The sequence below is a fragment of the Faecalibacterium sp. IP-3-29 genome, assembly GCF_023347335.1.
GTDB classification, from domain to species: domain Bacteria; phylum Bacillota; class Clostridia; order Oscillospirales; family Ruminococcaceae; genus Faecalibacterium; species Faecalibacterium duncaniae.
Map to the genome: position 1 here is coordinate 828,049 of NZ_CP094471.1, position 22,193 is coordinate 850,241.

Sequence of the window (22,193 nt, forward strand, 5' to 3'; positions counted from 1 at the left end):
AACAGGCATGATTTCGGTCATGCCTGTTCCGCTTTTATCAGTTCATCCACGGGAATGTAGCCAACAAGGTCATATTCGATATGTACCTTCTGCTTGCGCTTGCCGCTGGACTTGTCCGGTGCCTCTACATAAACCGCCTTCACAAGCTCTCTGAGAGCGTATGGCGTGAGTTCTGTGAGGTTGGTGTATCTGTGTACCCGCTGAATAAACTGCTCAAGGTTTTCTATCTGTCGTTCCTGTACTTCGACTTCGTTTTGCAGATTGACGATTTCAGCTTTAAGCTGCGCCTGCTCGTCCTCGTAGGTCTTGCTCATCATGGCAAAGCGTTCATCGTTCAGCTTGCCCTTGGCGTTGTCCTCGTAGATTTTAATAAACAGGCGATCAAGCTCCCCTATACGCTTTTCTGCCTGTGACAGACGCTTCTTATATACCCTTATGGTTTCCTCGCTTTGCAGACGGAGTTTTTGCTCCATTTCCACCCTAAAATGAGCTTCATATCGGGTCACATACGAGATAACCTCTTTCATGTGCTTCCAGATCACATCCTCCAAAACCACGGCACGAATGTAGTGACTGCTGCACTTATCCTTGTTGGCTCGATGGGTGGAACAGATGAAAAAGTCCTGCCGCTTTTCAAAGTAGTTGGTGGTGGAATAGTAGAGCTTCTGCTTGCAGTCAGCACAGAACACCAGACCCGAAAACGGACTGTTCTTGCCTGTTGCCGTTCTCCTGTGTCGCTGCTTGCGAATCTCCTGCACCTTATCAAAGACTTCCTGCTCAATGATGGCAGGATGGGTGTTGTAGAAAATCTTTTGATTTTCTTCGGGATTTTCCCTCTGCTTCTTATCCCAAATGGAATTGGTGTAGGTCTTGAAGTTGACCGTTGCGCCGATATATTCTTTTCGTTCAAGAATATTGACTACGGTGCTTTCGTGCCAGCGGTAAGGATTCTCCGGCTCGGTGTGCGGTGTTTTCACGCCTTGCTTATTTTTATATGCAGTAGGCGTGAGTACCTTGTCCTTTTCAAGCTGTTCTGCGATTTGGCTCGGTCCACGCCCATTCATGCAAAGTGTGAAAATCTTTTTGACCACCTGTGCGGCTTCTTCGTCGATGATCCATTCTTTGGGATTGTCGGGATTCTTCATGTAGCCATACGGCACATGAACAGTCAATCTCTCGCCACGCTCACCTTTTGCTTTCTGCACCGCACGAATCTTGCGACTCGTGTCCTTTGCAAAAAACTCATTGAACCAGTTTTTGATACCGGCGATGTCGCTGTCGGTGCTGTTCGGATTGATGCTGTCATAGTGGTCGTTGATGGCAATGTAGCGAACATTGTTTTGAGGGAATGTGTAGTTGATGTACAGTCCAGTCAAGGCGGAGTTACGACCAAGTCTGGATAGATCTTTCGTAATGACCGTGCCCACATGACCGGCTTCGATTTCATCGAGCATTTTCTGAAAGCCTGGGCGGTCATAGGTCACACCACTGTATCCGTCATCAATAAAAAATGTCGGCTGGGGGAAGCGGTGATCTCGTGCGTATTGGAGTAACATAGCCTTTTGATTCTGGATGGAATTGGACAAATCTTCTTTGCCGTTCTTCTTATCCTCTTTGGTGTCCTCTACGGACAATCTGCAATAGAGCGCTGTGATTTTGTCGGTTGCCCTTAACATTTCGTTATCCTCCTTCGGTTGGGCAACTGTCTGTACAGGATTGGAATTTGTATTTATATCAAAAGAGGTGTCGCTGTTCATTCGCCATCCTCCGTGATATCAGATTCATCATCGGCAGCGTTCTGCTCCATAATGCGTTTGAGCTTTTTGTCGAGAGTTTCCGTGCCCTCGTAGCTGCCTGTTACTGTGTATTCTGTGCCGCCAATGTTCTCCACGATTTTCACATCGGGCAGCCAGAACGCAGAAAGATTTTTTACAATAATGTTGCCGTTCTCGTCAAAAGAGAAATTACGTTTAGGTGCATCATCGGGACGAGGCTCGACCTTGGCGTATGGGTCGGGATTGGAGAAATAGTATTCGGGGACTTCCTCGTCATACTCTCCACTCGCAATCTGCTCTTGAAAAATCGTTTCATCTATTTCTTCGGGAGTAAGCTCACGAGCTTCTTCCTCTTTACGTTTTTCATCCATTGTGTCGAACCTCCTTTTCTTTCATTCGCTTCGATTCTTTTCATTCAAATTTTGCAAGATAGCAAAACCGCCGAACGCCGTCAATGGTCAAGATGAACGGCTTCGCCGCCATTGACAGCGTTCGTCCGTTTTGCTTATGGGCAGACAAGGCGGCGGTTGCCGCCGATTTCCATTTAGGAAATGGCACTTGCCATTTTGAAAAATAGAGAATAGCAAGCACAGTAGGTGTATGTACACTCTGCGATTTTTCACAAAACACAGTGCTGCTGATTTTGCGAAAAATGAAAATCTTCGATTTGCTTGCTAAGTTCAAAACAAACTTAGCAAGCAGTGCACGTGTGGACACACTCGTGCTTTTTGCAAATTTCAGCGGTGCTGCTCTTTGCAAAAACTTGTTGGGAAACATCCCAAACCCTTCAACGATTTTTTCAAAATCGGCTACGCTCCTACGGAGCTGAACATCACTTTATTTTAGAAAGCGATGTAAGGATTTTTCGGATTCCTTCATAAATTTCCTCTTGGTTCTTTTTGATTTCTTCAATGTCGGCTTCATAGATGTTGTCGGTTTCATTCAACCTTTTTGCAATCTGATTCTCGCTGTTGGAAATACGTTTCATCTTGGAAGTCAGCTCACGCAGTTCGGGCAATTCCAATTTTACAACATACCCGTCAATTACCATTTTGCGAATATAGGCACTCATGTTGTCCGTTCCCATCTGTTCCATTTTCTTTCTTATCAATTCGTATTCCTTGTCGTTTACAAAGAACTTTATCTGCTTCGGACGAAGCCTGTTTCTGTTTTCTGGCATATTCTCTTATCCTCTTTCTATGAGATAATATAAACCTATTTGTATCGTCATTCATCAATATAGGCATACAGCCTAATAAGGTCATTCTCTTTTGTCACCTCAAAAACAGTCTCATCGCCGTATTCAATATGGGAATAGCCACCATCCGGATAATCGTAATAGGTGTTTTTGCCTCCGGCAAAAGAAAGGGAATAACCGATGCTTGAAGGATAGGCACAGACACTTGCCACAGTCCGTCCTCTGTTTGTAAACACAATATTGGTCATGCCCTCGCTGACACTCTCCTTCAAAGCGGGGCTTTTTGATCCTGTGACTCTTTTGATTCGGTCAATGGATGTATAGGGATCAAAGGTATAAACCGATGTCCATTCAAAAGGCACCACTTCTTCCAAGGTCACATTGTCACTGGTGATCCCCGTCAGGGCCTCCTCTAATTTTGCGTTGTTCATATAAATCATGGGATCTCCAAAAATCATATACAGAACAGCCAGTACGACGATAATTCCGAGGCCAACGCCGTGCCAGCGCTCAGAGCGTTTCCACGCCGCCGCTTCCACTTCGCTCAAAGTCCCCGTCTCCCATGCGCCATTCTCCGTGCGCAGTCGTTTCTGCTTGCAAACATACCATGTAAACCAAACCGCATATCCCAGCGCTGTCAGCAAAAGAACAATCAGGAAGGCTCTGAGCAGCGTAGTAACCGGGCAGATTGCAGCCAGTAGACCGGCTAAAAGTATCAGGATGATCGGAATATCCGATGCGATATACGCAAATCTACCAAACAAATCACTGTAGAACACTTTCCCGTATTGCGCCTGTTTAACATCCTCGTCATAGGCCTCCTGCGAAAACGCTGTGACCAGTCCTTTGATGGACATATATCCAATGAAGATGATCCAAAACAAATCTGGAAAACCATCAAAGCGCATCACTTTTATCACAACAAATGCACATCCCAACAGAGATGCCAGCAATGTTTTGGGACCAACTAATTTCATGAACATACCTCCTCACAACTTTAATATAAATGCCAAGAAATTCTTCTTGCAAGTTCCTTAGCGATAGAATGAGCTTATCTGTTGTCACTTTTCAACATATCAGAAAAATCAAAACCCTATATGTGTGTCCACACATATTATACAGGATTTCTGCTATATCTTCAATATGATACGCAAAGATTTATCGCATTAAAGTGTAAACATTTTGAAAACACGCCCCAAGTTGACCTTGGAGCGTGTGAACATCAATCAAGCGGTCTGTATTCTGTTACTGCCTTTAGATAGGCTACGGGATCGCCGTTGAGTATCAAATCGGCGTATGCAATCGGGTCATTGTAAATGAGATAGTCCAGTTCTGAACGCTGATACATATTGTCTGCGACCTCGTTTTCAACGGCAATGGTATCAATGGCAATTATGCTGCCATCCGAGAACTTCAGCTCCACACAGGCGGTATCCATGTTAAATTCGCAAGATAAAAGACGCTTCATAGCAAACCTCCGTAATTTCAATGATTTTGAGATAAAAAAGAACGATGCTAAGTCTTTCGACTCGACATCGTTCTTTTCGTTGATGTTTCCAACCCTGTCAGACAGATGCCGTAAAATAGTAATTTTTTAGAATTACTGTCTTACGAGCATCCGTCCAAACCGGTGGCTCTTTTCTCTTATTCGCTCCACTCCATCCCGATTTTATCCAGCATTGCGCGGCGCTCAGGGGTGAGCTTGGGGTCGTGGGCGGTATCCCACTCCCGCATCCGGCGGAGCCAGTCGCCCAGGCAGAAGCCGGTTTCGTCGGATTTGTAGTTGGCGGCGGCGTGGAGGTTGCCGTGGGCCTTGTAGTAGGCCTTGGCCTGCTGATAGGCAGTTCCCCACTTGGCATCCCGGGCATCCCACACCATGCCGATGCTGTTCAGCTTTTTGATGTGGGCGGGCGTGACCTGATAGGAATCCGGGCGGTTCTTGCGGGCTGCACGCAGATTGGAGATCCACACGCCCAGCCGGACACCATCGCTGTCCACATAGCTGGCGGGGACCAGCAGGTGCTTGTATTTGCGGGCGTAACGGGCGGCACTGCGGAAGTTCCGCTCCCAGTTGGCCTCACGCACGGTGCCGTGGTCAGCGGCGGGATCACTGGGGCGGCGCTCGCCCTTGAACAGGGTGCGCAGCAGCTTGCGGCGCTCACTGCTCAGGGCGCTGCTGCCGGAGTTCAGGGTCTGCCGCTGGCGGCTGACCCAGCTGCCCAGCCAAACGCCGTCGGCGGTCTTGTAGACAGAGGGGATCTCCAGATCACCGTGCTCTGTCTTGTAGGCCAGAGCCAGATCATAGCGCTCCTGCCAGGGGTCGTACTTTTCCCACACCATGCCCAGCTTGTCCAGCAGGGCCTTGCGTTCAGGGGTGACCCGGGCGCTGGAGCGGTCCGGGTTCAGGTAGGCATAGCGCTGGCGCGCCACCCACTTGCCCAGCAGCACTCCGTCCGGCGTGACATACTCCGAGGGGACGTTCAGGTTGCCGTGCTCATGGTAGTAGGCGGCGGCAACATCGTACAGGGACATCCACTTGCGGTCGTTGCGGTTGGTCCAGTCCATGCCCAGAGCGTCCAGCCGCTCCACCTGCTCCTGTGGCAGCTCGCCTGCCTTGTGAGCGGCGCGCTGGGCCCCCAGCCAGACCCCCAGACCGAAGCCGGAGGGTGTTTCATACTTGATGGGTACTTCCAGATCGCCGTGTTCCAGATAATACTGGGTGGCGGCGGCATAGTTCTGCTCCCACAGATCGTTGGAGGTGCTCCACACCATGCCGATGGCTTCCAGCCGCTCGATGCGGTTCTGGGTCAGGTTGCCGCCCAGATAGCGCTGGCGGTTGTAGACGATCCATTCGCCCAGTGCAAAATCATTTTTATCGCGGTAGCGCACCGGCACCAGAAGGTCACCGTGCTCGGTGCGGTATTTCTGCGCGGAGGCAAAGCCCTTTTCCCAGGCAGCTTCCAGCCGGTGGTTCCAGCGGATGCCCAGTTTTTCCAGCTTGGCGGCCTGTTCAGCCGTCAGGCGGCCCGGGCGCTGCCCGGCCTGTACCTGCCGCTGGAGCTCGAGCCACTTGCCCACGGGCACGCCGCTGTGGATGGTATAGCTCCGGGGCAGCTCCAAGGTGCCCTCTTTGGCGGAGGCATCGGCGGCGGCCTGGCACAGCACCTCCCAGCGGGCCTCCATCTCCCGGCGCAGCTTGCCATACAGGCGGTAGGTCTGCTGCATGGGGCGCTCCTGCCGGAAGCCCGGCGTTTTGCTGCCGGCTCTGGTCATGGCCTCGGTGCAGTCACGCTGCAGGGTACGGCCGTTGCCCAGCCCCTCGAACTGCGCCACAAGGTCGAACACCGGCACGCTGCGGCTGCCTGCAGCCACCAGCGCGCGGCAGAGCATCTGCTTGAAGGTGGACATCAGGCTGGACTGGCGCACCAGAATGACCCCGGCCAGCCCCTCCAGCGGCTGCTGGACTCCCGGCGCGTTGACGCAGAGCAGGACCTTGGGGCCGGGGGCTGTATCGGAGAGGAAGGTCTCCACGGCAGCAGAATCCGCAAAGCAGGCGTGATCTGCAGCGTAAAAGCGGACGGCAGGGTCCACAGTGCGCAGCAGCTGTTCCAGCTCCGTGCCCAGCTTTTCCTGATAGGCGGCGGATTCAAACAGGACCAGATAATGGCCGCTGGTATCGCTGAGCAGGCGGGGCAGCAGAACGGTCAGGTTCTCCACCTGACGCAGAGACCAGCTCAGCTCTTCATATTGAACGCGCAGGGAGGTGTCGCCCTTGGGCATACACAGGTTTTTGATCCGGGCGCGCAGGGTGGCCAGCTCCTCCTCCTGAGGCCAGAGCAGGGCTGCATAGGCTGAGGGCACCGGCATGGTCCCGGCGGCCATGGCCTCGGCCACAGTCATGTGGGAGACGATGCAGTCGGCAAACAGCTCCTGCGCGGCGGCGCAGACGGGGGCACCGTTGGGCACACCCAGCCCCAGCACCTTTGCCTGGGGGCACATCCGCAGCAGCTTCTGCACCGACTGTGCCCAACACACGGCGCTCAACTCATGGTAGCAGTCCAGCACGATGCAGCCGGGTTTCTGCTCCCCCAGCCGCACCCACTGCTCCGGGGTGGCAGCGGCCAGCTTTTCGCAATCACAGAAGCGGACATTGCCGGGCAGGGTGCCGCCGTTGTAGCGTGTCAGCTCTGCCTGCCGCAGGGCCAGACGCTGTGCACCGGCCACCAGCCAGAAAAAGGTGGTCTGGGGGTGAGCCTCCACCACCTTCCAGGCAATACAGCTTTTGCCGGTGCCGGTGGGGTGGAACACGGCGGCCCGGTTCAGGGTCTCCAGAGACTGTACAGCTTTCTGAAAAGCGGCTTCGTTGACGGGATTCAGGGTCATCGACATGGTGGTAGTGTCCTCTCCGAGTTGCATGTTTGACATCGTTGGATACAACGAAAATATTTCATAGAATTAGTTTATCGCAAAAAACATTTTTCTGTCAAGCCCTTTGAAGAGAATTTAGAGCAAAACTCGGGAAAAGAATAAAAATAGTGTGGAATCTGTGGCAGAAACTGCGAACTTTGTGCGCAGCAACGGGGATACTGAAAGTGGAAACGCGCCCCGGAGCGGAGAGAAAGTATGACCTATGGCTGGAAGAAGGCTTCTTTTGCCCCGGCAGAGCTGCCCGGGCCGCACCGGGGAGATCCGGGCAGGAAGGCTGCTGCGGGGCATCCAAGAAGCATTTCATCTTTGCGGCCGAAAAAATGAAAAATTCCCTCTTGACTTTATGAAAATAAAGCGTATAATGCAATCAACAAACCGATGAGGCGGAAGAGAAACTGCAAGCGCACTTACAGTGAGCCCGAATGGTGAAAACGGGCAGAGAGCGGGGCAGAGTTCGTGGGCCGCCGAGGGCCGGGCAAACAGGGCAGTGCCTTTAGTAGCTTGGGACGGAAGCCTCCGTTACAGGGCAGGGGAGTGTTGGCTCTCCGTTGAGGGGCTCCTGCAGTTTTCCATGGTGGGAAGACGAGCGGAGCAAGCAAGGTGGCACCGCAGATTCGAATTTCTCGACTCTGTCCTTGTGGATGAACACACAGGGACGGGGCCGTTTTTATTTTACCCGTTCCGCAGGTGGAGTGGGTTTTATTTATTTTTGGGCCGCCCGCTCCGGGAAAGGAGCAACCGCTATGAAAACCATGAACATGATCTCCCGCCGCAGCTTCCTGAAGGCTACCGCCGCAGCCGCTGTCGTATCCGCACTGGGCCTGACCGGCTGCGGTTCCTCCGGCTCTTCTGCCGCAGCATCCAGCACCGCTTCCAGCGCTGCCGGTTCCGCTGCCGCCGCTTCTGAGGCAGGCCAGACCTTTAAGGTGGGCATCGTCAACTATGTGGATCATGCTTCCCTGAACCAGATCGTGGCCTCTGTTGAGAGCCGTTTGGATGAGGTGGGCGCGGAGAAGGGCGTGACCTTCGACTATGCCGATTACTACGCCAACGCCCAGGCTGACCAGTCCAACCTGAACCAGATCGGTGCAGACCTCGTGGCCGACCAGGTAGATGTCATTGTGGCCGTGGCCACCCCCACCGCCGCCACCATGCTGGCCGCTGTGGAAGATACCGACATCCCTGTGGTCTACTCTGCCGTCACCGATCCTGTTTCCGCCGGGTTTGACGGGGAGGAGGGCATCACCGGCACCTCCGATGCCCTGAACACCGAGGCCATTATGAACCTCATCACTGCCATCAACCCCGACATCGACACCATCGGCCTGCTGTACGACCTGAGCCAGGATGCCTCCACCCAGGCCATCGCCGATGCCAAGGCGTTCTGCGACAGCAAGGGCATCAAGTACATTGAAAAGAACGGTACCACCACGGCTGAGGTGCAGATGGCTGCCGAGGCCCTTGTGGCTGCCGGTGTCAAGGCAGTGTTCACCCCCACCGACAACACCGTGATGACCGCCGAGCTGTCCATCTATGAGACCTTCCTGGAGGCAGGGATTCAGCACTTCACCGGCGCGGACAGCTTTGCACTGAACGGTGCTTTTGTGGGCTACGGCGTGGACTACGTCCAGCTGGGCGAGGCCACCGCCGATATGGTGGTGGAGCTGCTCTGCGGCGGCAAGACCCCCGCAGACCTGCCCTATCAGACCTTCGACAACGGCATCGTGACCATCAATACAGAAACGGCCGCAGCATTGGGCATGGACGACAATACCCTGAACATGATTAAGGAAGCCTTCAAGCCCTACTGCACCGAAATTGTGGTAGTGACCACGCAGGAGAATTTCTAAAAAGGAGTACATCAACCATGCTGGCGAGTATCTTTTCGCTCAACGTGATCCAGACGGCGCTGGAGCTGGGCTGCATTTACGGTCTGGTGGCGCTGGCGCTGTTTCTGAGCTATTCGATCCTGAACATTGCCGACCTGTCCACCGATGGCTGCTTCACCCTTGGCTGTGCCGTGGCCTGCCAGGTGGCGCTGACAGGCCACCCCATCCTGGCCCTGTTCGCGGCCATGGCGGCGGGTGTGTGTTCGGGCTTTGTCACCGCCTTTTTGCAGACACGTCTGGGCGTTGAGAGCATCATGGCAGGCATCATCGTGAACACCGGCCTGTATACCATCAATCTGGCGGTCATGGGCTTTTCGTCCACGATGTCCCTGGTCAAGACCGATACGGTGTTCTCGCTGGCAAAATCCGCACTGGCCTTTACGGGCGGCTGGTATAAGCTGGTCATCGCGGCGGCGGTCATTGTGATCGCCTGTGCCGCTATGGTGGGTTTCCTGGGCACCCGGCTGGGCCTTTCCATCCGCGCCACCGGCGACAACGCCGCCATGGTGCGGGCCTCCAGCATCAACCCGGCCTTCACCATCACAGTAGGCCTGTGCATCTCGGGCGCACTGACCGCCCTTTCCGGCGGCCTGCTGGCCCAGTACCAGAAGAGCAGCGACATCAACGTGGGCACCGGCATGGTGACCATTGCACTGGCTTCCCTTATCATCGGCGAAACGCTGGTGGGCAAGCGCACCATGGTGCGCCGGGTGCTGGGCGTGGTGTTCGGCAGCTGCCTGTATCGCTTTATCGTGGCCGTGGCCCTGCGCTTCAATGTGCCCGCCGCCGCCATGAAGCTGGTGAGCGCCCTCATCGTGGCTGTGGCCATCTCGATGCCCGCCATCCGGGCAAAGTTTGCCTTTGAGCAGCGCAAGCACAATGCCCGGAAGGAGGTGCACTGAGATGGAAATGCTGGAGCTGAACAACCTGCACAAGACCTTTAACCCCGGCACCGTCAACGAAAAAGTGGCCCTGAACGGTGTGAGCCTGCACATGGAGGCAGGCGACTTTGCCACCATCGTGGGCTCCAACGGCGCGGGCAAATCCACCATGTTCAACGCCATCACCGGCGGTTTCATTGCCGACGAGGGCAGCATCGTGCTGGGCGGGCAGGACATCACTTTTGCGCCTGAGTACGAGCGCAGCAAGGTCATTGGCCACCTGTTCCAGGACCCCCTCAAGGGCACGGCCCCCAACATGACCATTGAGGAAAACCTTGCGCTGGCCTATCTCCGGGCAGGAACCGCCCCCCACGCCATCTTCTCCCGCATCTCCCGCAAGGATAAGGAACTGTTCCGGGAAAAACTTGCCCTGCTGAACATGGGCCTTGAGGACCGGATGAAGCAGCCGGTGGGCCTGCTCTCGGGCGGCCAGCGGCAGGCGCTGACCCTGCTCATGGCCACCCTCGTTACCCCCAAGCTCCTGCTGCTGGACGAGCACACCGCAGCCCTGGACCCTGCCACGGCGGAGAAGGTGCTGGAGCTGACCAAGAGCATCGTGGCAGAAAAAAAGATCACCTGCCTGATGGTCACCCACAACATGCATCAGGCCCTCGAGCTGGGCAACCGCACCCTGATGATGGACGGCGGCCGCATCGTGTTCGATGTCAAGGGCAAGGAGCGCAGGAAGATGACCGTGGACGACCTGCTGGAAAAATTCCGCGAGAACGCCGGTAAGGCCCTGGACAATGACCGCATCCTGCTGAGCAAGGTGGAAGCGGGCAACTGAAAAGAAACTCAAAATGCCCTGTCTGGACCCAAAACCGTGTCAGACAGGGTATTTTTAATACAACAAGGAGAAAACGAGATGAAAATTACGATCCGTACCCCGCAGATGCAGGATTATGACCGATTTTCTGCTATTATGGATCAGGTGCAGCAGATGCATGTCGAGTGGCGGCCGGATGTCTACAAACCGGCTAGTCCGTTGATCACAAAAGGGTTGTTTGCTCAGCTCCTGAAAGGGGACAGCTGGTATATTGCCGAGACGGACGGCATCGTTGTTGGTGTTCTGGAAGTCTTCAAGCGCCATGTGGAAGGCCCGGCACAGGTGACGAAAGATATTTTGTTCGTCAGTACCATGGCGGTGGATGAGGCGTATCGCGGGAAGGGCATCGGGCACCAGTTCTTTGATAAGGTGAAACAGCTCAAAGCAGAAAAGGGATGCGACACCATAGAACTGCAGGTGAACGCCAGAAATAAAAAGGCGTATGAGATGTACCGGAACTATGGCTTTACGGAAAAGTCCATCAATATGGAGCTGAAATAAAACGATTGTAATGATCCTTGTATATGTAGTCATAATGTGATACAATGCTTTTGACAGGAGGTGTCACTTATGATGCAGACATTTGTTCGCCCATCCCGTGATCTGCGCAACCACTACGCGGAAATTTCAGAGATGTTGAAAGACCACAATCATGTTATTATCACAAATCATGGTCGTGGGGAATCCGTCCTCATCAACATTGAGGACTACGCCAAGTATGAGGAGTTCATGCACCAGCGGTATGTTGCCGAGGAGCTTGCCAAGGCAAAACAGCAGGCGGCAAACCCCAACACGCAGTGGACAGAGCATGAAAGCGTATGGGAGACGCTCCACGAACAGTATGACGTATAAGATCAAATACCTGCCCCTTGCTGTACAGGACTTGAATGACATTGCCCGGTATTTGTCCGGCTTCTACCCCCAAACGGCCCGCCGTGTGCTGAAAGAAATGCGGGAAAAGATCACAAAGCTGGGGGATACCCCACGGATGTGTGAAGTCTATGCCCTTGACCCGACTTACCGCAAGCTGGTGGCAGACCAGTATCTGGTGTTTTACCATGTCAATGAGAACGTCAAGGTGGTGGAGATCCACCGTGTACTGCGCGGCTCATGGAATTTGCCGCAGTACCTGGAATAAAACAAAGAGCAGAGCGCTCCAGCCAGCTGGCTGGAACACTCTGCTCTTTTTAATGCAATATACTGAAAACTCAGAACTTACTTCACGTATTCAACGGTGTACTCGAAACCATACTCTTCCTGCAGTTTCTTGACGGCAGGCTCGCAGTCCTCGATGAAGCTGGGTGCGTAGACGGAAGCACCGTTGTGGTCCTTCTTGTAGTCCTCCACGATCTGCTGCAGCTTTGCCCAGCCCTCGTTGGCCTTGGCGTTGTCAACAGTGTCGGGGAAGTTGATGATGAATTCACGGTGCTGCGGAATACGAGCTTTCATAAGTGATATCTCCTTAATTGACTATTTGTAGTTTATTGCTTGATTTATACAGAAGCTTAATGCTTTTGTAGATAACGGATAGGCCCTGCCCTCTATGCACGGCTGCTGTCGGTTTCAGACGGAGAGGTTATATACCTGGCAGGCATTCTCCACCGTCTGCCGGAACACCTGCTCCGGTTCCTCACCCTTGGTGCTGGCGATATGCTCGCCCACATAGCGGATGAGGGAGCTGTCGCAGCGGGTGCCGCGGACAGGCTCCGGGGCCATATAGGGGCAGTCAGTTTCCAGGACGATGCGTTCCAGCGGCAGGGTGGCAATGGCCTTGGCGGCACGCTTGGCCCCCTTGAAGGTGCAGGCCCCGCCAAAGCCAATGTAGAGCCCCTGCTCTGCCAGCCAGAGCGCGTCATCGGCGCTGCCGGAATAGCAGTGGACGATGCCCTTGGGCCGGTACTTTTTCAGCAAGGCGTAGACATCGGCGTGGGCGCTGCGGTCGTGTACGATGATGGGCTTGTCCAGTTCCAGTGCCAGCCGGATCTCGGCCTCAAACAGCGCCAGCTGGGCATCCTTGGGCACGGGCCAGTGGTAATCCAGTCCGCACTCCCCCACAGCCACCACCTTGGGGTCCTCGTAATAGGGGGCAAGGGCACGCATCTCTGCGGCCCAGTCGCCGCTGTATACCGAGACAGTAGGGGCGGGGCCTTCCTCACCGCAATCCTCCGGGGCCAGCAGGCTCTCCGGGTGGATGCCGACGGCGGCGTACACCCAGGGATATTTGTGGGCCAGCTCCAGCACCTTGGGCGCATCGCCCGAATGGGTGGCCTGCTCGCACACGCCCACCACCCCTTTGCCGGGCAGGCTGTCCAGCAGGGCAAAGCGGTCCGCGTCAAAGGCACGGGCGCTGTAATGGGCGTGGGTATCAAAAATGGGGTATTCCATATTACAGGGCACGCTCCTTTTTGGCGGGGGCCTTGTTTACCAGCCAGATGCCGATGCAGACCAGCACCAGCGCCCCCAGATACTGCCACCGGAACAGCGGCTCCCCATTGATGAGGGCGCTGAGCAGGACATTCACCACCGGGTTCACGAACCCGAAGATGGCAATCCGGCTGACGGGGTTGTTCTTCATCAGCAGGGCCCAGACGATGTAGCCCGCGCCGCAGATGAAAGCCAGCGCCAGCAGGTCCAGCACGCTGAGCACAGACCAGTGTTCCAGCCGTCCGCCCAGAACAGCGCCCAGCAGGAACAGGGCTGCACCGCCCACGAACAGGTTCACAAAGCAGACGGCAAAGCTGTCTGCCCGGCGGGTGACGGATTTGTTCCAGGGGCCTGCCAGCGTGAAAAGGACGGTGGCAATGAGCATATAGGCTACGCCCCGGGCGCTGCCGCCGCCGTGGTTGCCCAACGTGGCGATGAGAACGCCCGCAAAGCCGATGCCGCAGCCCAGCGCCTTGGCCGGGGTCATGCGGTCAGCCCTGCCGTAAAGGAAATGGGCGAAGATGACCCCCAGAAAGCTCTGGGTGCTGTTCAGGATGCCCCCAAAGGCACCGGTGAGCAGGGCAACAGCGCTGTAGAAAAAGGCATACTGCGCTGTGGTTTGCCACAGGCCCAATGCACAGCATTCGGCCAGGATCTTCCCCTTGGGCATGGCGGGGAGCCTGCCCTCCAGCAGCAGGCTGCCGCCCAGTACCAGCACACTGCCCAGCATGAACCGTACCCCTGCAAAGCAGAGAATGGAGGCCGTGTCAGCGGTGTCGATGGCAAAGAGCCGGTAGCCCAGCTTGATGAAAGGGAAAGCCGAACCCCACATGGCGTTGCAGAGAATGGCAATGATAACGGCAAAGGCCGGTGTGCCGAAAAGCCGGTCCAGCTTTTCGGCGCGGCTCAGCTGTGTCTCCATGGCTCAGTGGATGCGGCTGCCAACGGGGGTGTTGTCGCCGTAGAAGGCGATGGAGCAGCCGCCGTCAGCGGTGTCGGCAGCAAAGATCATGCCCTCGCTGACATACTTGCCCTTCAGCATGGGGCGGGGGGCCAGATTGCAGACGATGCCGATCTTCTTGCCGATCAGATCCTCCGGCTTGAACCACTTGGCAATGCCGGACAGGATGCAGCGCTCACGCTCGCCGTCAAACACGGTCAGGTGGAGCAGCTTCTTGCTCTCCTTCAGGTTCTCGCAGGCACGCACCTCGGCCACGCGCAGCTCCACCTTGCAGAAGGTGTCAAAGTCGATCTCTTCCTCGTGGGTAAAATCAACGGTGCTCTCCTCAGCGGCGGGGGCGGCAGCAGCCTTTTCGGCTTCGGCCTTGGCCTTGTTGGCAGCTTCGGCAGCGGCCTTGCGCTTCTCGTCCTCTTCCTTCAGGTGGGCAATCTCCTTGGCCACATCAATGCGGGGGAACAGGGCATCGCCCTTGTGGACGGTGTAGGTCTCCTGCACGCCGTAGGCAGCCTTGCTCAGGTCGATGTCGGCAGTGGACAGGCCCAGCTGATCCATCATCTTGGGAGCGGTGGAGGGCAGGTAAGCGTTCAGCAGGATGCCTGCCACACGCAGTGCCTCGCACAGGTGGTAGAGCACGCTCTCCAGACGGGCCTTGTTGGCCTCGTCCTTGGCCAGAGCCCAGGGAGCGGTCTCGTCGATATACTTGTTGGCGCGCTGGATCACGGCAAAGATCTCCATCAGGGCCTGGGGGATGGTCAGGTTGTCCATATCGGCAGTGACCTTGCCCAGCAGCTCATTGACCATGGTCTCCAGCTCCGTGTCGATGGCCACGGTGCCAGCGGCCTTGTGGACCGTGCCGCCGAAGTACTTCTCGCACATGGCAACGGTGCGGCTGAGCAGGTTGCCCAGGTCGTTGGCCAGGTCGCTGTTGATGCGGTTGATCAGGGCCTCGTTGGTGAACATGCCGTCGTTGCCAAAGGGGATCTCACGCAGCAGGAAGTAGCGGATGGAGTCCACGCCGTAGCGGTCACACAGGACCACGGGGTCCACAACGTTGCCCACGGACTTGGACATCTTGCCGCCGTTCATCAGCAGCCAGCCGTGGCCAAACACGCGCTTGGGCAGCGGCAGATCCAGAGCCATCAGCATGGCGGGCCACAGGATGGTGTGGAAGCGCAGGATCTCCTTGCCCACCATGTGCAGGTCAGCAGGCCAGAACTTGTTGTAATCGTGGTAGGTCTCGTTGCCGTAGCCCAGCGCGGAGATATAGTTGCTCAGCGCATCGACCCAGACATACATGGTGTGCTTGGGGTCAAAGGGAACGGGGATGCCCCACTTGACAGAGGTGCGGGAAACACAGGTGTCCTGCAGGCCCTGCTTGATAAAGGCGATCATCTCGTTCTTCCGGCTCTCGGGCTGGATGAACTGGGGATTCTCCTCGTAGTACTTCAGCAGGCGGTCGGCATACTTGCCGGTCTTGAAGAAGTAGGCCTCCTCGTGGGCATCATAGACCTCGCGGCCGCAGTCGGGGCACTTGCCGTCCACCAGCTGGCTGTCGGTCCAGAAGCTCTCGCAGGGCTTGCAGTAGTGGCCGATGTACTCGCCCTTGTAGATATCGCCCTGCTCATACAGCTGGGTGAAGATCTTCTGGCAGGTCTCCACATGGTAGTCATCGGTGGTGCGGATGAAGCGGTCATAGCTGACATCCAGCAGCTTCCACAGATCCTTGACGGTGGCAACGATCCGGTCAACGTACTCCTTGGGGGTCACGCCTGCATCGGCGGCCTTGTCCTGGATCTTCTGGCCATGCTCATCGGTGCCGGTCAGGAACATGACTTCCTTGCCCTGCATCCGCTTGAAGCGGGCCAGCGCGTCGCAGGCCACGGTGGTGTAGCTGTGGCCGATGTGCAGCTTGTCGCTGGGATAGTAGATGGGGGTCGTGATGTAGAATGTGTTGTGTTCGCTCATGGGGGATGATTCTTCCTTTCTGTTGTGGCTGTGTCACAAAAAAGCTCCCGTCCTGCCGGAATGCACCGGACAAGGACGGGAGCTGAACTTCCGTGGTACCACCTTGCTTCGCCGCGCCCTTGCAGGCATGGCCTTGCGTGCCGGGATGAACCCGGCCTCTGCGCGGTAACGGGCGCACCCGGCGGGGGCTTGGCGGCGTGCCGCTTCACCCCCACAGCTCAGAGGCCATCTTCCACTCCGTGCTCACCTGCCCGGTTCCATCCTTCGGGCTTTCTGTCAGGCGCAGGCGGGGCGTACTCTCCTCGTCAAGGCTGTTCGCTTTTTGCCAAAGGGGCACACGACCCCCTTGTTCCTATTATAATACGCAAAAACGGCGAGTTTGTCAACTCTCCTGGTAAAGTGTTCTGCAAAACGGCTTTTGACTCGGTGTGTGTATATAAACGAGATAGTTATTAACAAAAAGATACGGTCAGGAATTGCTATCCTATGATCTTCTGCCATCCGACCATGTGTCTTTTCCATTAGCTGTATCGGATCATATTCGGAAACCCCGACAGCATCAAGGTAATAGTTAAGCCCGCAGCGAGTTCTTGGAATACAACGACTCTCTAAAAAAATCAGAAAATCATCCCAAGTGGGTTCCGTGTTGACCCCGAAAGCGGTGTCCAGAATAGAATCCACTTTGTTTTCCACACGCACCTGCTTTGTGGTGAAATCTACGTCAATGATACTGCAAAGGGTATCACGGTCATAATATTCATATTTCCGCATTGTGTGCACCTGCTCCATGCCGACCACCCCTTTTATAGAAGTGTATCATGTCGGGGACTGATGTGCAAGACATGGAAAAAGTAAAACAGCGGCGGTTTTCCAAATCGGAAAGCTGCCGCTGCTTATGTATAGAGGTTTATAGGTTCTTTGCAAGATTTTTAGCGAAGCAATGTCTACACGCTGCAATTCCTTATTTATGTAAATGGAGGCTCGCCCGGCTTCGATGCTTTCAGGAGAGATATCCACGCAATCCCAAGTCAAACCGAGCAGTTCGCCAAGGCGCAGAGAACAAGAGAAGGAGAGGTTGATGCAGAGCCGGAGCCGTGGATCATTACACACTTCCAAGGCATGGAACAGGGTCTCGGCAGTCCAGATATCACGCTTCTTTGCAGTGTATTTGGGCAAGGTGGCATAAACACAGGGATCCTTTTCCATAAGTTCCCACTTTACAGCCTGCTCAAAGGCACTTCTCAAAATTTTGTGAACCGAACGAACCGTGCCGGGAGAAACGTATTGATGCTGACGCTTTCCACACATAGGGTCAACGGCTTCGTATTTACCGTCAACCTACCGCTCATTCCCTCAGTGGGAGATCATCGCATTTGTTACGGACGTGGCTCATCATCACAGGAACGTGACTGAAGAATGCGTGTTCAATTTTCAAGGGGCGGGATAGCTTGAGGGCTGCTTTGAACGCTTGCCGAGGCTATGGCTGTATTGTAACCGATGCGGAACGAAATGAACAGGAACTCAGAGTTCACAATTTTTGAGGAAAATAGGAAGTATCGTTCCTGTTTCTCGATGAGCCGTCAAAAATATATTTCTTGACTTTATGTAAGAAATGAAGTATTATACTCGTAAGAAACTAACTTACGAGTATATAAATTCGATAAATACACTTTGGGGAGGGAACAAAATGAGCCAATTTTACTGCCGCGATGAGGAACTTCGGAAGTTAAACAAACGATATGAGAATGGAAAGTTTGAATGCGTTGTCATTTACGGCAGACGCCGTGTCGGAAAAACTGCGCTGATCAATGAATTCTGCAAGGACAAACCGACCATTTTCTTCTCTGCCTTGAATACGACCGGAAAAGAAAATCTGGAAGCCTTGTCCAAGGCAATCATGAGTTTTGAACGACCCAATGCAGAATCATCTCCGGAATTTACAACCTACGATGCAACATTGGACGAACTGACAGCTCTCTCCAAGGAGCAGCGAATCGTATTTGTAATTGATGAGTACCCTTATCTTGCAAAGGCTAAACCCGCTATTTCCGCAATGCTTCAGCACATCATCGACCATAAATGGACAGATTCCCAAATGTACCTGATCCTGTGTGGCTCGTCCATGAGTTTTATGGAAAGTCAGGTCTTGGGCAAAGAAAGCCCTCTGTATGGGCGCAGAACAGCGCAATTCAAGATCATGCCGCTGGATTATAGGGAAACTGCGGTATTCCATCCGAATCTGTCCGAGGAAGACAACGCCCTGATTTATGGCATTACAGGCGGCGTTCCGCATTATATCAACAAATTGGATGTTCGGGACAGCGTAGATGAAGCACTGATGGAAAACTTGTTTGACCGTTCCAGCTACCTCTATGAGGAACCGGCCAACCTGTTAAAGCAGGAGCTGCGTGAACCGGCAATTTATAATGCAATCATCAAGGCAATTGCAGAGGGGGCTTCTCGCCTGAATGATATCACCACGAAGGTTGGTGAAGAAAACTCTGTGGTGGCGAAGTACCTCAAAACGTTGATAGACCTTGGAATCGTCAAAAAGGAAACGCCGATCACAGAGAAACCGGGCAAAAAAACGATCTATCTTCTGGCGGACAATTTTTTTCGTTTTTGGTACCGTTTTGTGCCGGTCAATGCAAGTGCCATTGATTCGGGGCGGATCGCAAAGACCTACCCCCATGCGGTGAAGCAGTATTTTCCAGACTATATGGGTCTGATTTTTGAGAAGATGTGCCAAGACTACTTGCTCTATTATGCGAATGATCTTCCTATCGAGTTGAGTGAGATCGGGCAGTGGTGGGGAACCGACCCTCAAAAAAAGAAGCAGATCCAGATCGACATTGTCGGAACGCCGGTTGCGGGCAATGACTATATCATTGGCTCCTGCAAATACCGTAATGAAAAAATCGGTTTGGACGAACTGGAACTGATTCGGGAATATGCAGCAGTCTTTGGGAAAGGAACAAACTACCACTACTACATTTTCTCGAAAGGCGGATTTACGGACGGACTACTTCAGGCACAGGAACGCGGAGAAGTACAGCTGCTTACCCTTGCCGATATTTTTGAATAACACAAGAAACGCTCTTGTCGGTGTAAAACTGGCAGGAGCGTTTCTTGTTGAAGTGATTATAAAAGACCTTTGATTTTTTCAAGATGATCCATAGCGGCTTGCAGTTCATTTTGAAACGGATCCCTAGAAGGATCTCGGCCCAAAAGAAGATATATGATGACTGTGGATAAAACAGATTCTGATTCAGGGACACCCTAAAACCCATTTTGCCGGAGCCCCGGCCCAGCGCAAAATCCCAGGTGGATCCCCCTGCGCCAGGTGTCTGCCGCTCACTTTTTCCGCGTGGCAATGTCCTGAAAGCAGAAATAGTCCGGTTGGTGGCGGGACTGGGTGTACTCAAACAGCAGACCGGCGGCGTTGAAAGTCTGGTTTGCGACGACGACCACGCAGCCATAGGTGCCCATGTCCAGCAGATTTTCGTCGCGGGCGGTGGCGTGCTCCACCGTGATGCGGCGCTTGCTGGTGATGATCTGCATTCCCAGTGTGTTCTCAATATAATCGTAGATAGAGTTTGCGGCAATTTCCGGTGTCAGGCCGGGGACAAACTCCTTTAAAAAGTAGTTGATGTCCAGAATCAGTGCTTTTCCGTCCAGATAACGCACACGCTGTACCGCCCACAATTCATCGCCCTCAGAAAATCCGCTTTCCGCGGCAAACTGTTCCGTTGCGATGACAGTCTCAAACTTCGTGACCTTCGTCACGGCGCGAAGGTGGTTGCGGCGGGCGGTTTCTTGAAACGTCTCGATGCCGCCGATGGTAAACGTCGTTTTGCCCACCGGCTGGTAGATGACCCGCACGCCGCGCCCCTGCATGGTCTGCACATAGCCGTCGGCTACCAGCTCCGCCAATGCGCGTCGAACTGTGTTGCGGGAGCAGGCGTATTCCTCTATTAAGGTATTCTCGCTGGGCAACAGCGATTGATAGGGGTAATCCTGCGCCTCGATGCGTTTTTTGATGCTGTGATAAATGCCATCATATTTTGCCTTTGGCATGGTGTGTACCTCGCAACTTGTTCAAACATTTACTTTAGTATACCGTCTTTTCGGCTAAATTTCAAGGGGGTAACTTGTGAGCAGTGCCGAAAATAGGCATTCTGCAATGCTTTTTTGCAAAAGCATATTGACTTGTATGAACAAGTCTGGTATCCTGTGGCTGTAAGGAGAACTTGTATGAACAAGTTCGAAGATGCCCGTATGAACAAGTTCGAAGATGCCCGTATGAACAAGTTCGAAGATGCCCGCTCTACCGGGCAAAAGGAGGAAAACATTATGGGTAAATACGAACAGGACGCGCGGCTGCTGCTTGAGTACGTTGGCGGCAAGGAGAACATTGCAGCAGTATCCCACTGCGTATCGCGTATGCGATTTGTCCTCAACGATCCCGCCAAGGCGGACGTTGCCAAGATCGAGGCACTGAAATCCGCCAAGGGCACTTTCACCCAGGCGGGCCAGTTCCAGGTCATCATCGGCAATACGGTCAGCGATTTCTACAATGACTTTATTGCCGTCTCCGGCATCGACGGTGTCTCGAAGGAAGCTGTCAAGAGCGCGGCCAAGCAGAACCAGAACGCATTGCAGAAGGTCATGAGCGTGCTTGCGGAGATTTTTGCCCCATTGATTCCCGCCATCATCACCGGCGGTTTGATCCTTGGCTTCCGCAACTGCATTGACAGCATCTACTTTTTTAATAACGGCACCCAGACGCTGTGCAACATCAGTCAGTTCTGGTCCGGCGTTGACAGCTTCCTGTGGCTGATTGGCGAAGCCATCTTCCATATGCTGCCGGTCTGCATCTGCTGGTCTGTCACAAAGAAAATGGGCACGACCCAAAGCCTGGGCATCGTCCTCGGCCTGACGCTGGTTTCCGGCCAGCTGCTCAACGCTTACGCCGTCGCGTCCACGGCAGCGGTAGATATCCCCAAATGGGATTTTGGCTTCTTCACCATCAACATGATTGGCTATCAGGCGCAGGTCATTCCCGCCATGCTGGCCGCGTTCACGCTGGTCTATCTAGAAAAATTCTTCCGCAAGATCTGCCCGGCGGTCATTTCCATGATCGTGGTGCCCTTCTGCTCGCTGGTGCTGTCCGTCATCATCGCCCACACTGTCCTTGGCCCCATCGGCTGGAAGATCGGCACCTTCATTTCTGACATCGTCTACGCCGGCATTTCCGGCTCCTTCCGCGTGGTCTTTGGCGCAATCTTCGGTTTTGTTTATGCCCCGCTGGTCATCACCGGCCTGCATCACATGTCCAATGCCATTGATATGCAGCTGATCGCCGATTTTGGCGGCACCATGCTGTGGCCGATGATCGCCCTTTCCAACATTGCACAGGGCTCCGCCGTGCTGGGCATGATCTACCTGCAGCGCAAGAATGCTGCCGCACAGGAAGTCAACGTTCCCTCTTGCATCTCCTGCTATCTGGGCGTTACCGAGCCTGCCATGTTCGGTGTCAACCTGAAATTCCACTTCCCGTTTATCTGCGGCATGATTGGATCTGCCATCGCAGCGGTCGTCTGTGTGGCAACTTCCACCACGGCCAACGCCATCGGTGTCGGCGGCATCCCTGGTATTTTGTCAATCCAGCCCGCCTATATGCTCAGCTTTGCGCTGTGCATGGCCATTGCCATCGTCGTCCCCTTTGTGCTGACCGTCATCGTCGGCAGGAAAAAAGGCGTTGCCTGATTTTGTGAGGTGTGTAC

The 22,193-nt window shown here is 54.3% G+C and carries 22 protein-coding genes; 8 read left to right on the forward strand and 14 right to left on the reverse strand.

Translation table 11 applies throughout. The annotated features are described in order from the left end of the window. Positions 1 to 17: 17 nt before the first annotated feature. The 7 genes from MTP40_RS03825 to MTP40_RS03855 all read right to left on the reverse strand — a co-directional run bounded on the left by MTP40_RS03825 (position 18) and on the right by MTP40_RS03855 (position 7,362). A complete protein-coding gene (locus MTP40_RS03825; RefSeq protein ID WP_249259859.1) occupies positions 18 to 1,757 on the reverse strand; it encodes a recombinase family protein in 1,740 nt (579 codons plus the stop codon). Next, complete coding sequence (locus tag MTP40_RS03830) at positions 1,754 to 2,146, reverse strand: hypothetical protein (protein WP_249259860.1); 393 nt, start codon at positions 2,144 to 2,146, stop codon at positions 1,754 to 1,756. Before MTP40_RS03830 ends, MTP40_RS03825 begins: the two co-directional genes overlap by 4 nt. 40 nt (positions 2,147 to 2,186) lie before the next feature. Next, a complete protein-coding gene (locus tag MTP40_RS03835; RefSeq protein ID WP_249259861.1) occupies positions 2,187 to 2,552 on the reverse strand; it encodes a hypothetical protein in 366 nt (121 codons plus the stop codon). A gap of 55 nt (positions 2,553 to 2,607) precedes the next feature. Beyond that, positions 2,608 to 2,955 (reverse strand): plasmid mobilization protein, encoded by a 348-nt coding sequence (locus MTP40_RS03840; protein ID WP_249259862.1) that lies wholly within the window; start codon positions 2,953 to 2,955, stop codon positions 2,608 to 2,610. Positions 2,956 to 3,002: 47 nt separating this feature from the next. Then, the gene (locus tag MTP40_RS03845; protein ID WP_249259863.1) at positions 3,003 to 3,950 is read right to left on the reverse strand and encodes a hypothetical protein; all 948 of its coding nucleotides are present in this window, start codon (positions 3,948 to 3,950) and stop codon (positions 3,003 to 3,005) included. 245 nt (positions 3,951 to 4,195) lie between these two features. Next, a complete protein-coding gene (locus MTP40_RS03850; protein WP_249259864.1) occupies positions 4,196 to 4,441 on the reverse strand; it encodes a DUF6061 family protein in 246 nt (81 codons plus the stop codon). Between the two features lie 176 nt (positions 4,442 to 4,617). Continuing rightward, the gene (locus MTP40_RS03855) at positions 4,618 to 7,362 is read right to left on the reverse strand and encodes a Helicase associated domain protein (protein ID WP_249259865.1); all 2,745 of its coding nucleotides are present in this window, start codon (positions 7,360 to 7,362) and stop codon (positions 4,618 to 4,620) included. A 782-nt stretch (positions 7,363 to 8,144) separates the two neighbouring features. On the opposite strand from MTP40_RS03855, the gene MTP40_RS03860 reads away from it, so the two are divergent. From MTP40_RS03860 to MTP40_RS03885, 6 genes are all read left to right on the forward strand, one after another. Next, positions 8,145 to 9,251, forward strand: a complete 1,107-nt coding sequence (locus MTP40_RS03860) for an ABC transporter substrate-binding protein (protein ID WP_249259866.1) — start codon at positions 8,145 to 8,147, stop codon at positions 9,249 to 9,251. Between the two features lie 17 nt (positions 9,252 to 9,268). Further along, the gene (locus MTP40_RS03865) at positions 9,269 to 10,192 is read left to right on the forward strand and encodes an ABC transporter permease (RefSeq protein WP_005932996.1); all 924 of its coding nucleotides are present in this window, start codon (positions 9,269 to 9,271) and stop codon (positions 10,190 to 10,192) included. 7 nt (positions 10,193 to 10,199) lie between these two features. Beyond that, positions 10,200 to 11,018 carry an ABC transporter ATP-binding protein gene (locus MTP40_RS03870; RefSeq protein ID WP_330220935.1) on the forward strand — a complete coding sequence of 273 codons (819 nt, stop codon included), beginning with the start codon at positions 10,200 to 10,202 and terminating at the stop codon, positions 11,016 to 11,018. Positions 11,019 to 11,096: 78 nt separating this feature from the next. Further along, positions 11,097 to 11,558, forward strand: a complete 462-nt coding sequence (locus MTP40_RS03875; RefSeq protein WP_249259868.1) for a GNAT family N-acetyltransferase — start codon at positions 11,097 to 11,099, stop codon at positions 11,556 to 11,558. Between the two features lie 69 nt (positions 11,559 to 11,627). Then, positions 11,628 to 11,909 carry a type II toxin-antitoxin system prevent-host-death family antitoxin gene (locus MTP40_RS03880; RefSeq protein WP_249259869.1) on the forward strand — a complete coding sequence of 94 codons (282 nt, stop codon included), beginning with the start codon at positions 11,628 to 11,630 and terminating at the stop codon, positions 11,907 to 11,909. Continuing rightward, complete coding sequence (locus tag MTP40_RS03885) at positions 11,899 to 12,195, forward strand: type II toxin-antitoxin system RelE/ParE family toxin (protein ID WP_097770883.1); 297 nt, start codon at positions 11,899 to 11,901, stop codon at positions 12,193 to 12,195. The genes MTP40_RS03880 and MTP40_RS03885 overlap by 11 nt, the downstream gene beginning before the upstream one ends. Before the next feature lie 77 nt (positions 12,196 to 12,272). Here MTP40_RS03885 and MTP40_RS03890 read toward each other — a convergent pair whose 3' ends face one another. The 6 genes from MTP40_RS03890 to MTP40_RS03915 all read right to left on the reverse strand — a co-directional run bounded on the left by MTP40_RS03890 (position 12,273) and on the right by MTP40_RS03915 (position 17,613). Further along, on the reverse strand, positions 12,273 to 12,506 hold the full coding sequence (locus tag MTP40_RS03890; RefSeq protein WP_005933001.1) for a hypothetical protein: 234 nt from the start codon (positions 12,504 to 12,506) through the stop codon (positions 12,273 to 12,275). 114 nt (positions 12,507 to 12,620) lie between these two features. Continuing rightward, the gene (locus MTP40_RS03895) at positions 12,621 to 13,442 is read right to left on the reverse strand and encodes a TatD family hydrolase (protein ID WP_207684886.1); all 822 of its coding nucleotides are present in this window, start codon (positions 13,440 to 13,442) and stop codon (positions 12,621 to 12,623) included. 1 nt (position 13,443) lies between these two features. After that, entirely contained in the window at positions 13,444 to 14,403 is a 960-nt protein-coding gene (locus MTP40_RS03900) for a DMT family transporter (RefSeq protein WP_207684885.1), read from the reverse strand. Positions 14,404 to 14,406: 3 nt separating this feature from the next. Next, a complete protein-coding gene (gene metG / locus MTP40_RS03905; RefSeq protein WP_249259870.1) occupies positions 14,407 to 16,407 on the reverse strand; it encodes a methionine--tRNA ligase in 2,001 nt (666 codons plus the stop codon). 276 nt (positions 16,408 to 16,683) lie between these two features. Next, positions 16,684 to 17,178: a hypothetical protein gene (locus tag MTP40_RS03910; protein ID WP_227622341.1), complete on the reverse strand. Its 495-nt coding sequence runs from the start codon at positions 17,176 to 17,178 to the stop codon at positions 16,684 to 16,686. A 45-nt stretch (positions 17,179 to 17,223) separates the two neighbouring features. Further along, complete coding sequence (locus tag MTP40_RS03915) at positions 17,224 to 17,613, reverse strand: hypothetical protein (protein ID WP_425292980.1); 390 nt, start codon at positions 17,611 to 17,613, stop codon at positions 17,224 to 17,226. 481 nt (positions 17,614 to 18,094) lie between these two features. Between MTP40_RS03915 and MTP40_RS03920 the strand changes: the two genes are divergently transcribed. Then, positions 18,095 to 19,492 (forward strand): ATP-binding protein, encoded by a 1,398-nt coding sequence (locus MTP40_RS03920; protein ID WP_156061932.1) that lies wholly within the window; start codon positions 18,095 to 18,097, stop codon positions 19,490 to 19,492. A 269-nt stretch (positions 19,493 to 19,761) separates the two neighbouring features. Here the strand turns inward: MTP40_RS03920 and treR are convergent, their stop codons facing one another. Continuing rightward, entirely contained in the window at positions 19,762 to 20,484 is a 723-nt protein-coding gene (treR, locus tag MTP40_RS03925) for a trehalose operon repressor (protein WP_156061933.1), read from the reverse strand. A gap of 276 nt (positions 20,485 to 20,760) precedes the next feature. Here treR and treP point away from each other — a divergent pair, with 276 nt between their 5' ends. Continuing rightward, positions 20,761 to 22,176, forward strand: a complete 1,416-nt coding sequence (gene treP, locus MTP40_RS03930) for a PTS system trehalose-specific EIIBC component (protein WP_156062015.1) — start codon at positions 20,761 to 20,763, stop codon at positions 22,174 to 22,176. Positions 22,177 to 22,193 lie beyond the last annotated feature (17 nt).

Bases quoted from the DNA above. Each gene is read 5' to 3' on its own strand.
- MTP40_RS03825 (WP_249259859.1), bottom strand. From the start codon at position 1,757: ATGAACAGCGACACCTCTTTTGATATAAATACAAATTCCAATCCTGTA.
- MTP40_RS03830 (WP_249259860.1), bottom strand. From the start codon at position 2,146: ATGGATGAAAAACGTAAAGAGGAAGAAGCTCGTGAGCTTACTCCCGAA.
- MTP40_RS03835 (WP_249259861.1), bottom strand. From the start codon at position 2,552: ATGTTTCCCAACAAGTTTTTGCAAAGAGCAGCACCGCTGAAATTTGCA.
- MTP40_RS03840 (WP_249259862.1), bottom strand. From the start codon at position 2,955: ATGCCAGAAAACAGAAACAGGCTTCGTCCGAAGCAGATAAAGTTCTTT.
- MTP40_RS03845 (WP_249259863.1), bottom strand. From the start codon at position 3,950: ATGAAATTAGTTGGTCCCAAAACATTGCTGGCATCTCTGTTGGGATGT.
- MTP40_RS03850 (WP_249259864.1), bottom strand. From the start codon at position 4,441: ATGAAGCGTCTTTTATCTTGCGAATTTAACATGGATACCGCCTGTGTG.
- MTP40_RS03855 (WP_249259865.1), bottom strand. From the start codon at position 7,362: ATGTCGATGACCCTGAATCCCGTCAACGAAGCCGCTTTTCAGAAAGCT.
- MTP40_RS03860 (WP_249259866.1), top strand. From the start codon at position 8,145: ATGAAAACCATGAACATGATCTCCCGCCGCAGCTTCCTGAAGGCTACC.
- MTP40_RS03865 (WP_005932996.1), top strand. From the start codon at position 9,269: ATGCTGGCGAGTATCTTTTCGCTCAACGTGATCCAGACGGCGCTGGAG.
- MTP40_RS03870 (WP_330220935.1), top strand. From the start codon at position 10,200: ATGCTGGAGCTGAACAACCTGCACAAGACCTTTAACCCCGGCACCGTC.
- MTP40_RS03875 (WP_249259868.1), top strand. From the start codon at position 11,097: ATGAAAATTACGATCCGTACCCCGCAGATGCAGGATTATGACCGATTT.
- MTP40_RS03880 (WP_249259869.1), top strand. From the start codon at position 11,628: ATGATGCAGACATTTGTTCGCCCATCCCGTGATCTGCGCAACCACTAC.
- MTP40_RS03885 (WP_097770883.1), top strand. From the start codon at position 11,899: ATGACGTATAAGATCAAATACCTGCCCCTTGCTGTACAGGACTTGAAT.
- MTP40_RS03890 (WP_005933001.1), bottom strand. From the start codon at position 12,506: ATGAAAGCTCGTATTCCGCAGCACCGTGAATTCATCATCAACTTCCCC.
- MTP40_RS03895 (WP_207684886.1), bottom strand. From the start codon at position 13,442: ATGGAATACCCCATTTTTGATACCCACGCCCATTACAGCGCCCGTGCC.
- MTP40_RS03900 (WP_207684885.1), bottom strand. From the start codon at position 14,403: ATGGAGACACAGCTGAGCCGCGCCGAAAAGCTGGACCGGCTTTTCGGC.
- metG (WP_249259870.1), bottom strand. From the start codon at position 16,407: ATGAGCGAACACAACACATTCTACATCACGACCCCCATCTACTATCCC.
- MTP40_RS03910 (WP_227622341.1), bottom strand. From the start codon at position 17,178: ATGCGGAAATATGAATATTATGACCGTGATACCCTTTGCAGTATCATT.
- MTP40_RS03915 (WP_425292980.1), bottom strand. From the start codon at position 17,613: ATGGAAAAGGATCCCTGTGTTTATGCCACCTTGCCCAAATACACTGCA.
- MTP40_RS03920 (WP_156061932.1), top strand. From the start codon at position 18,095: ATGAGCCAATTTTACTGCCGCGATGAGGAACTTCGGAAGTTAAACAAA.
- treR (WP_156061933.1), bottom strand. From the start codon at position 20,484: ATGCCAAAGGCAAAATATGATGGCATTTATCACAGCATCAAAAAACGC.
- treP (WP_156062015.1), top strand. From the start codon at position 20,761: ATGGGTAAATACGAACAGGACGCGCGGCTGCTGCTTGAGTACGTTGGC.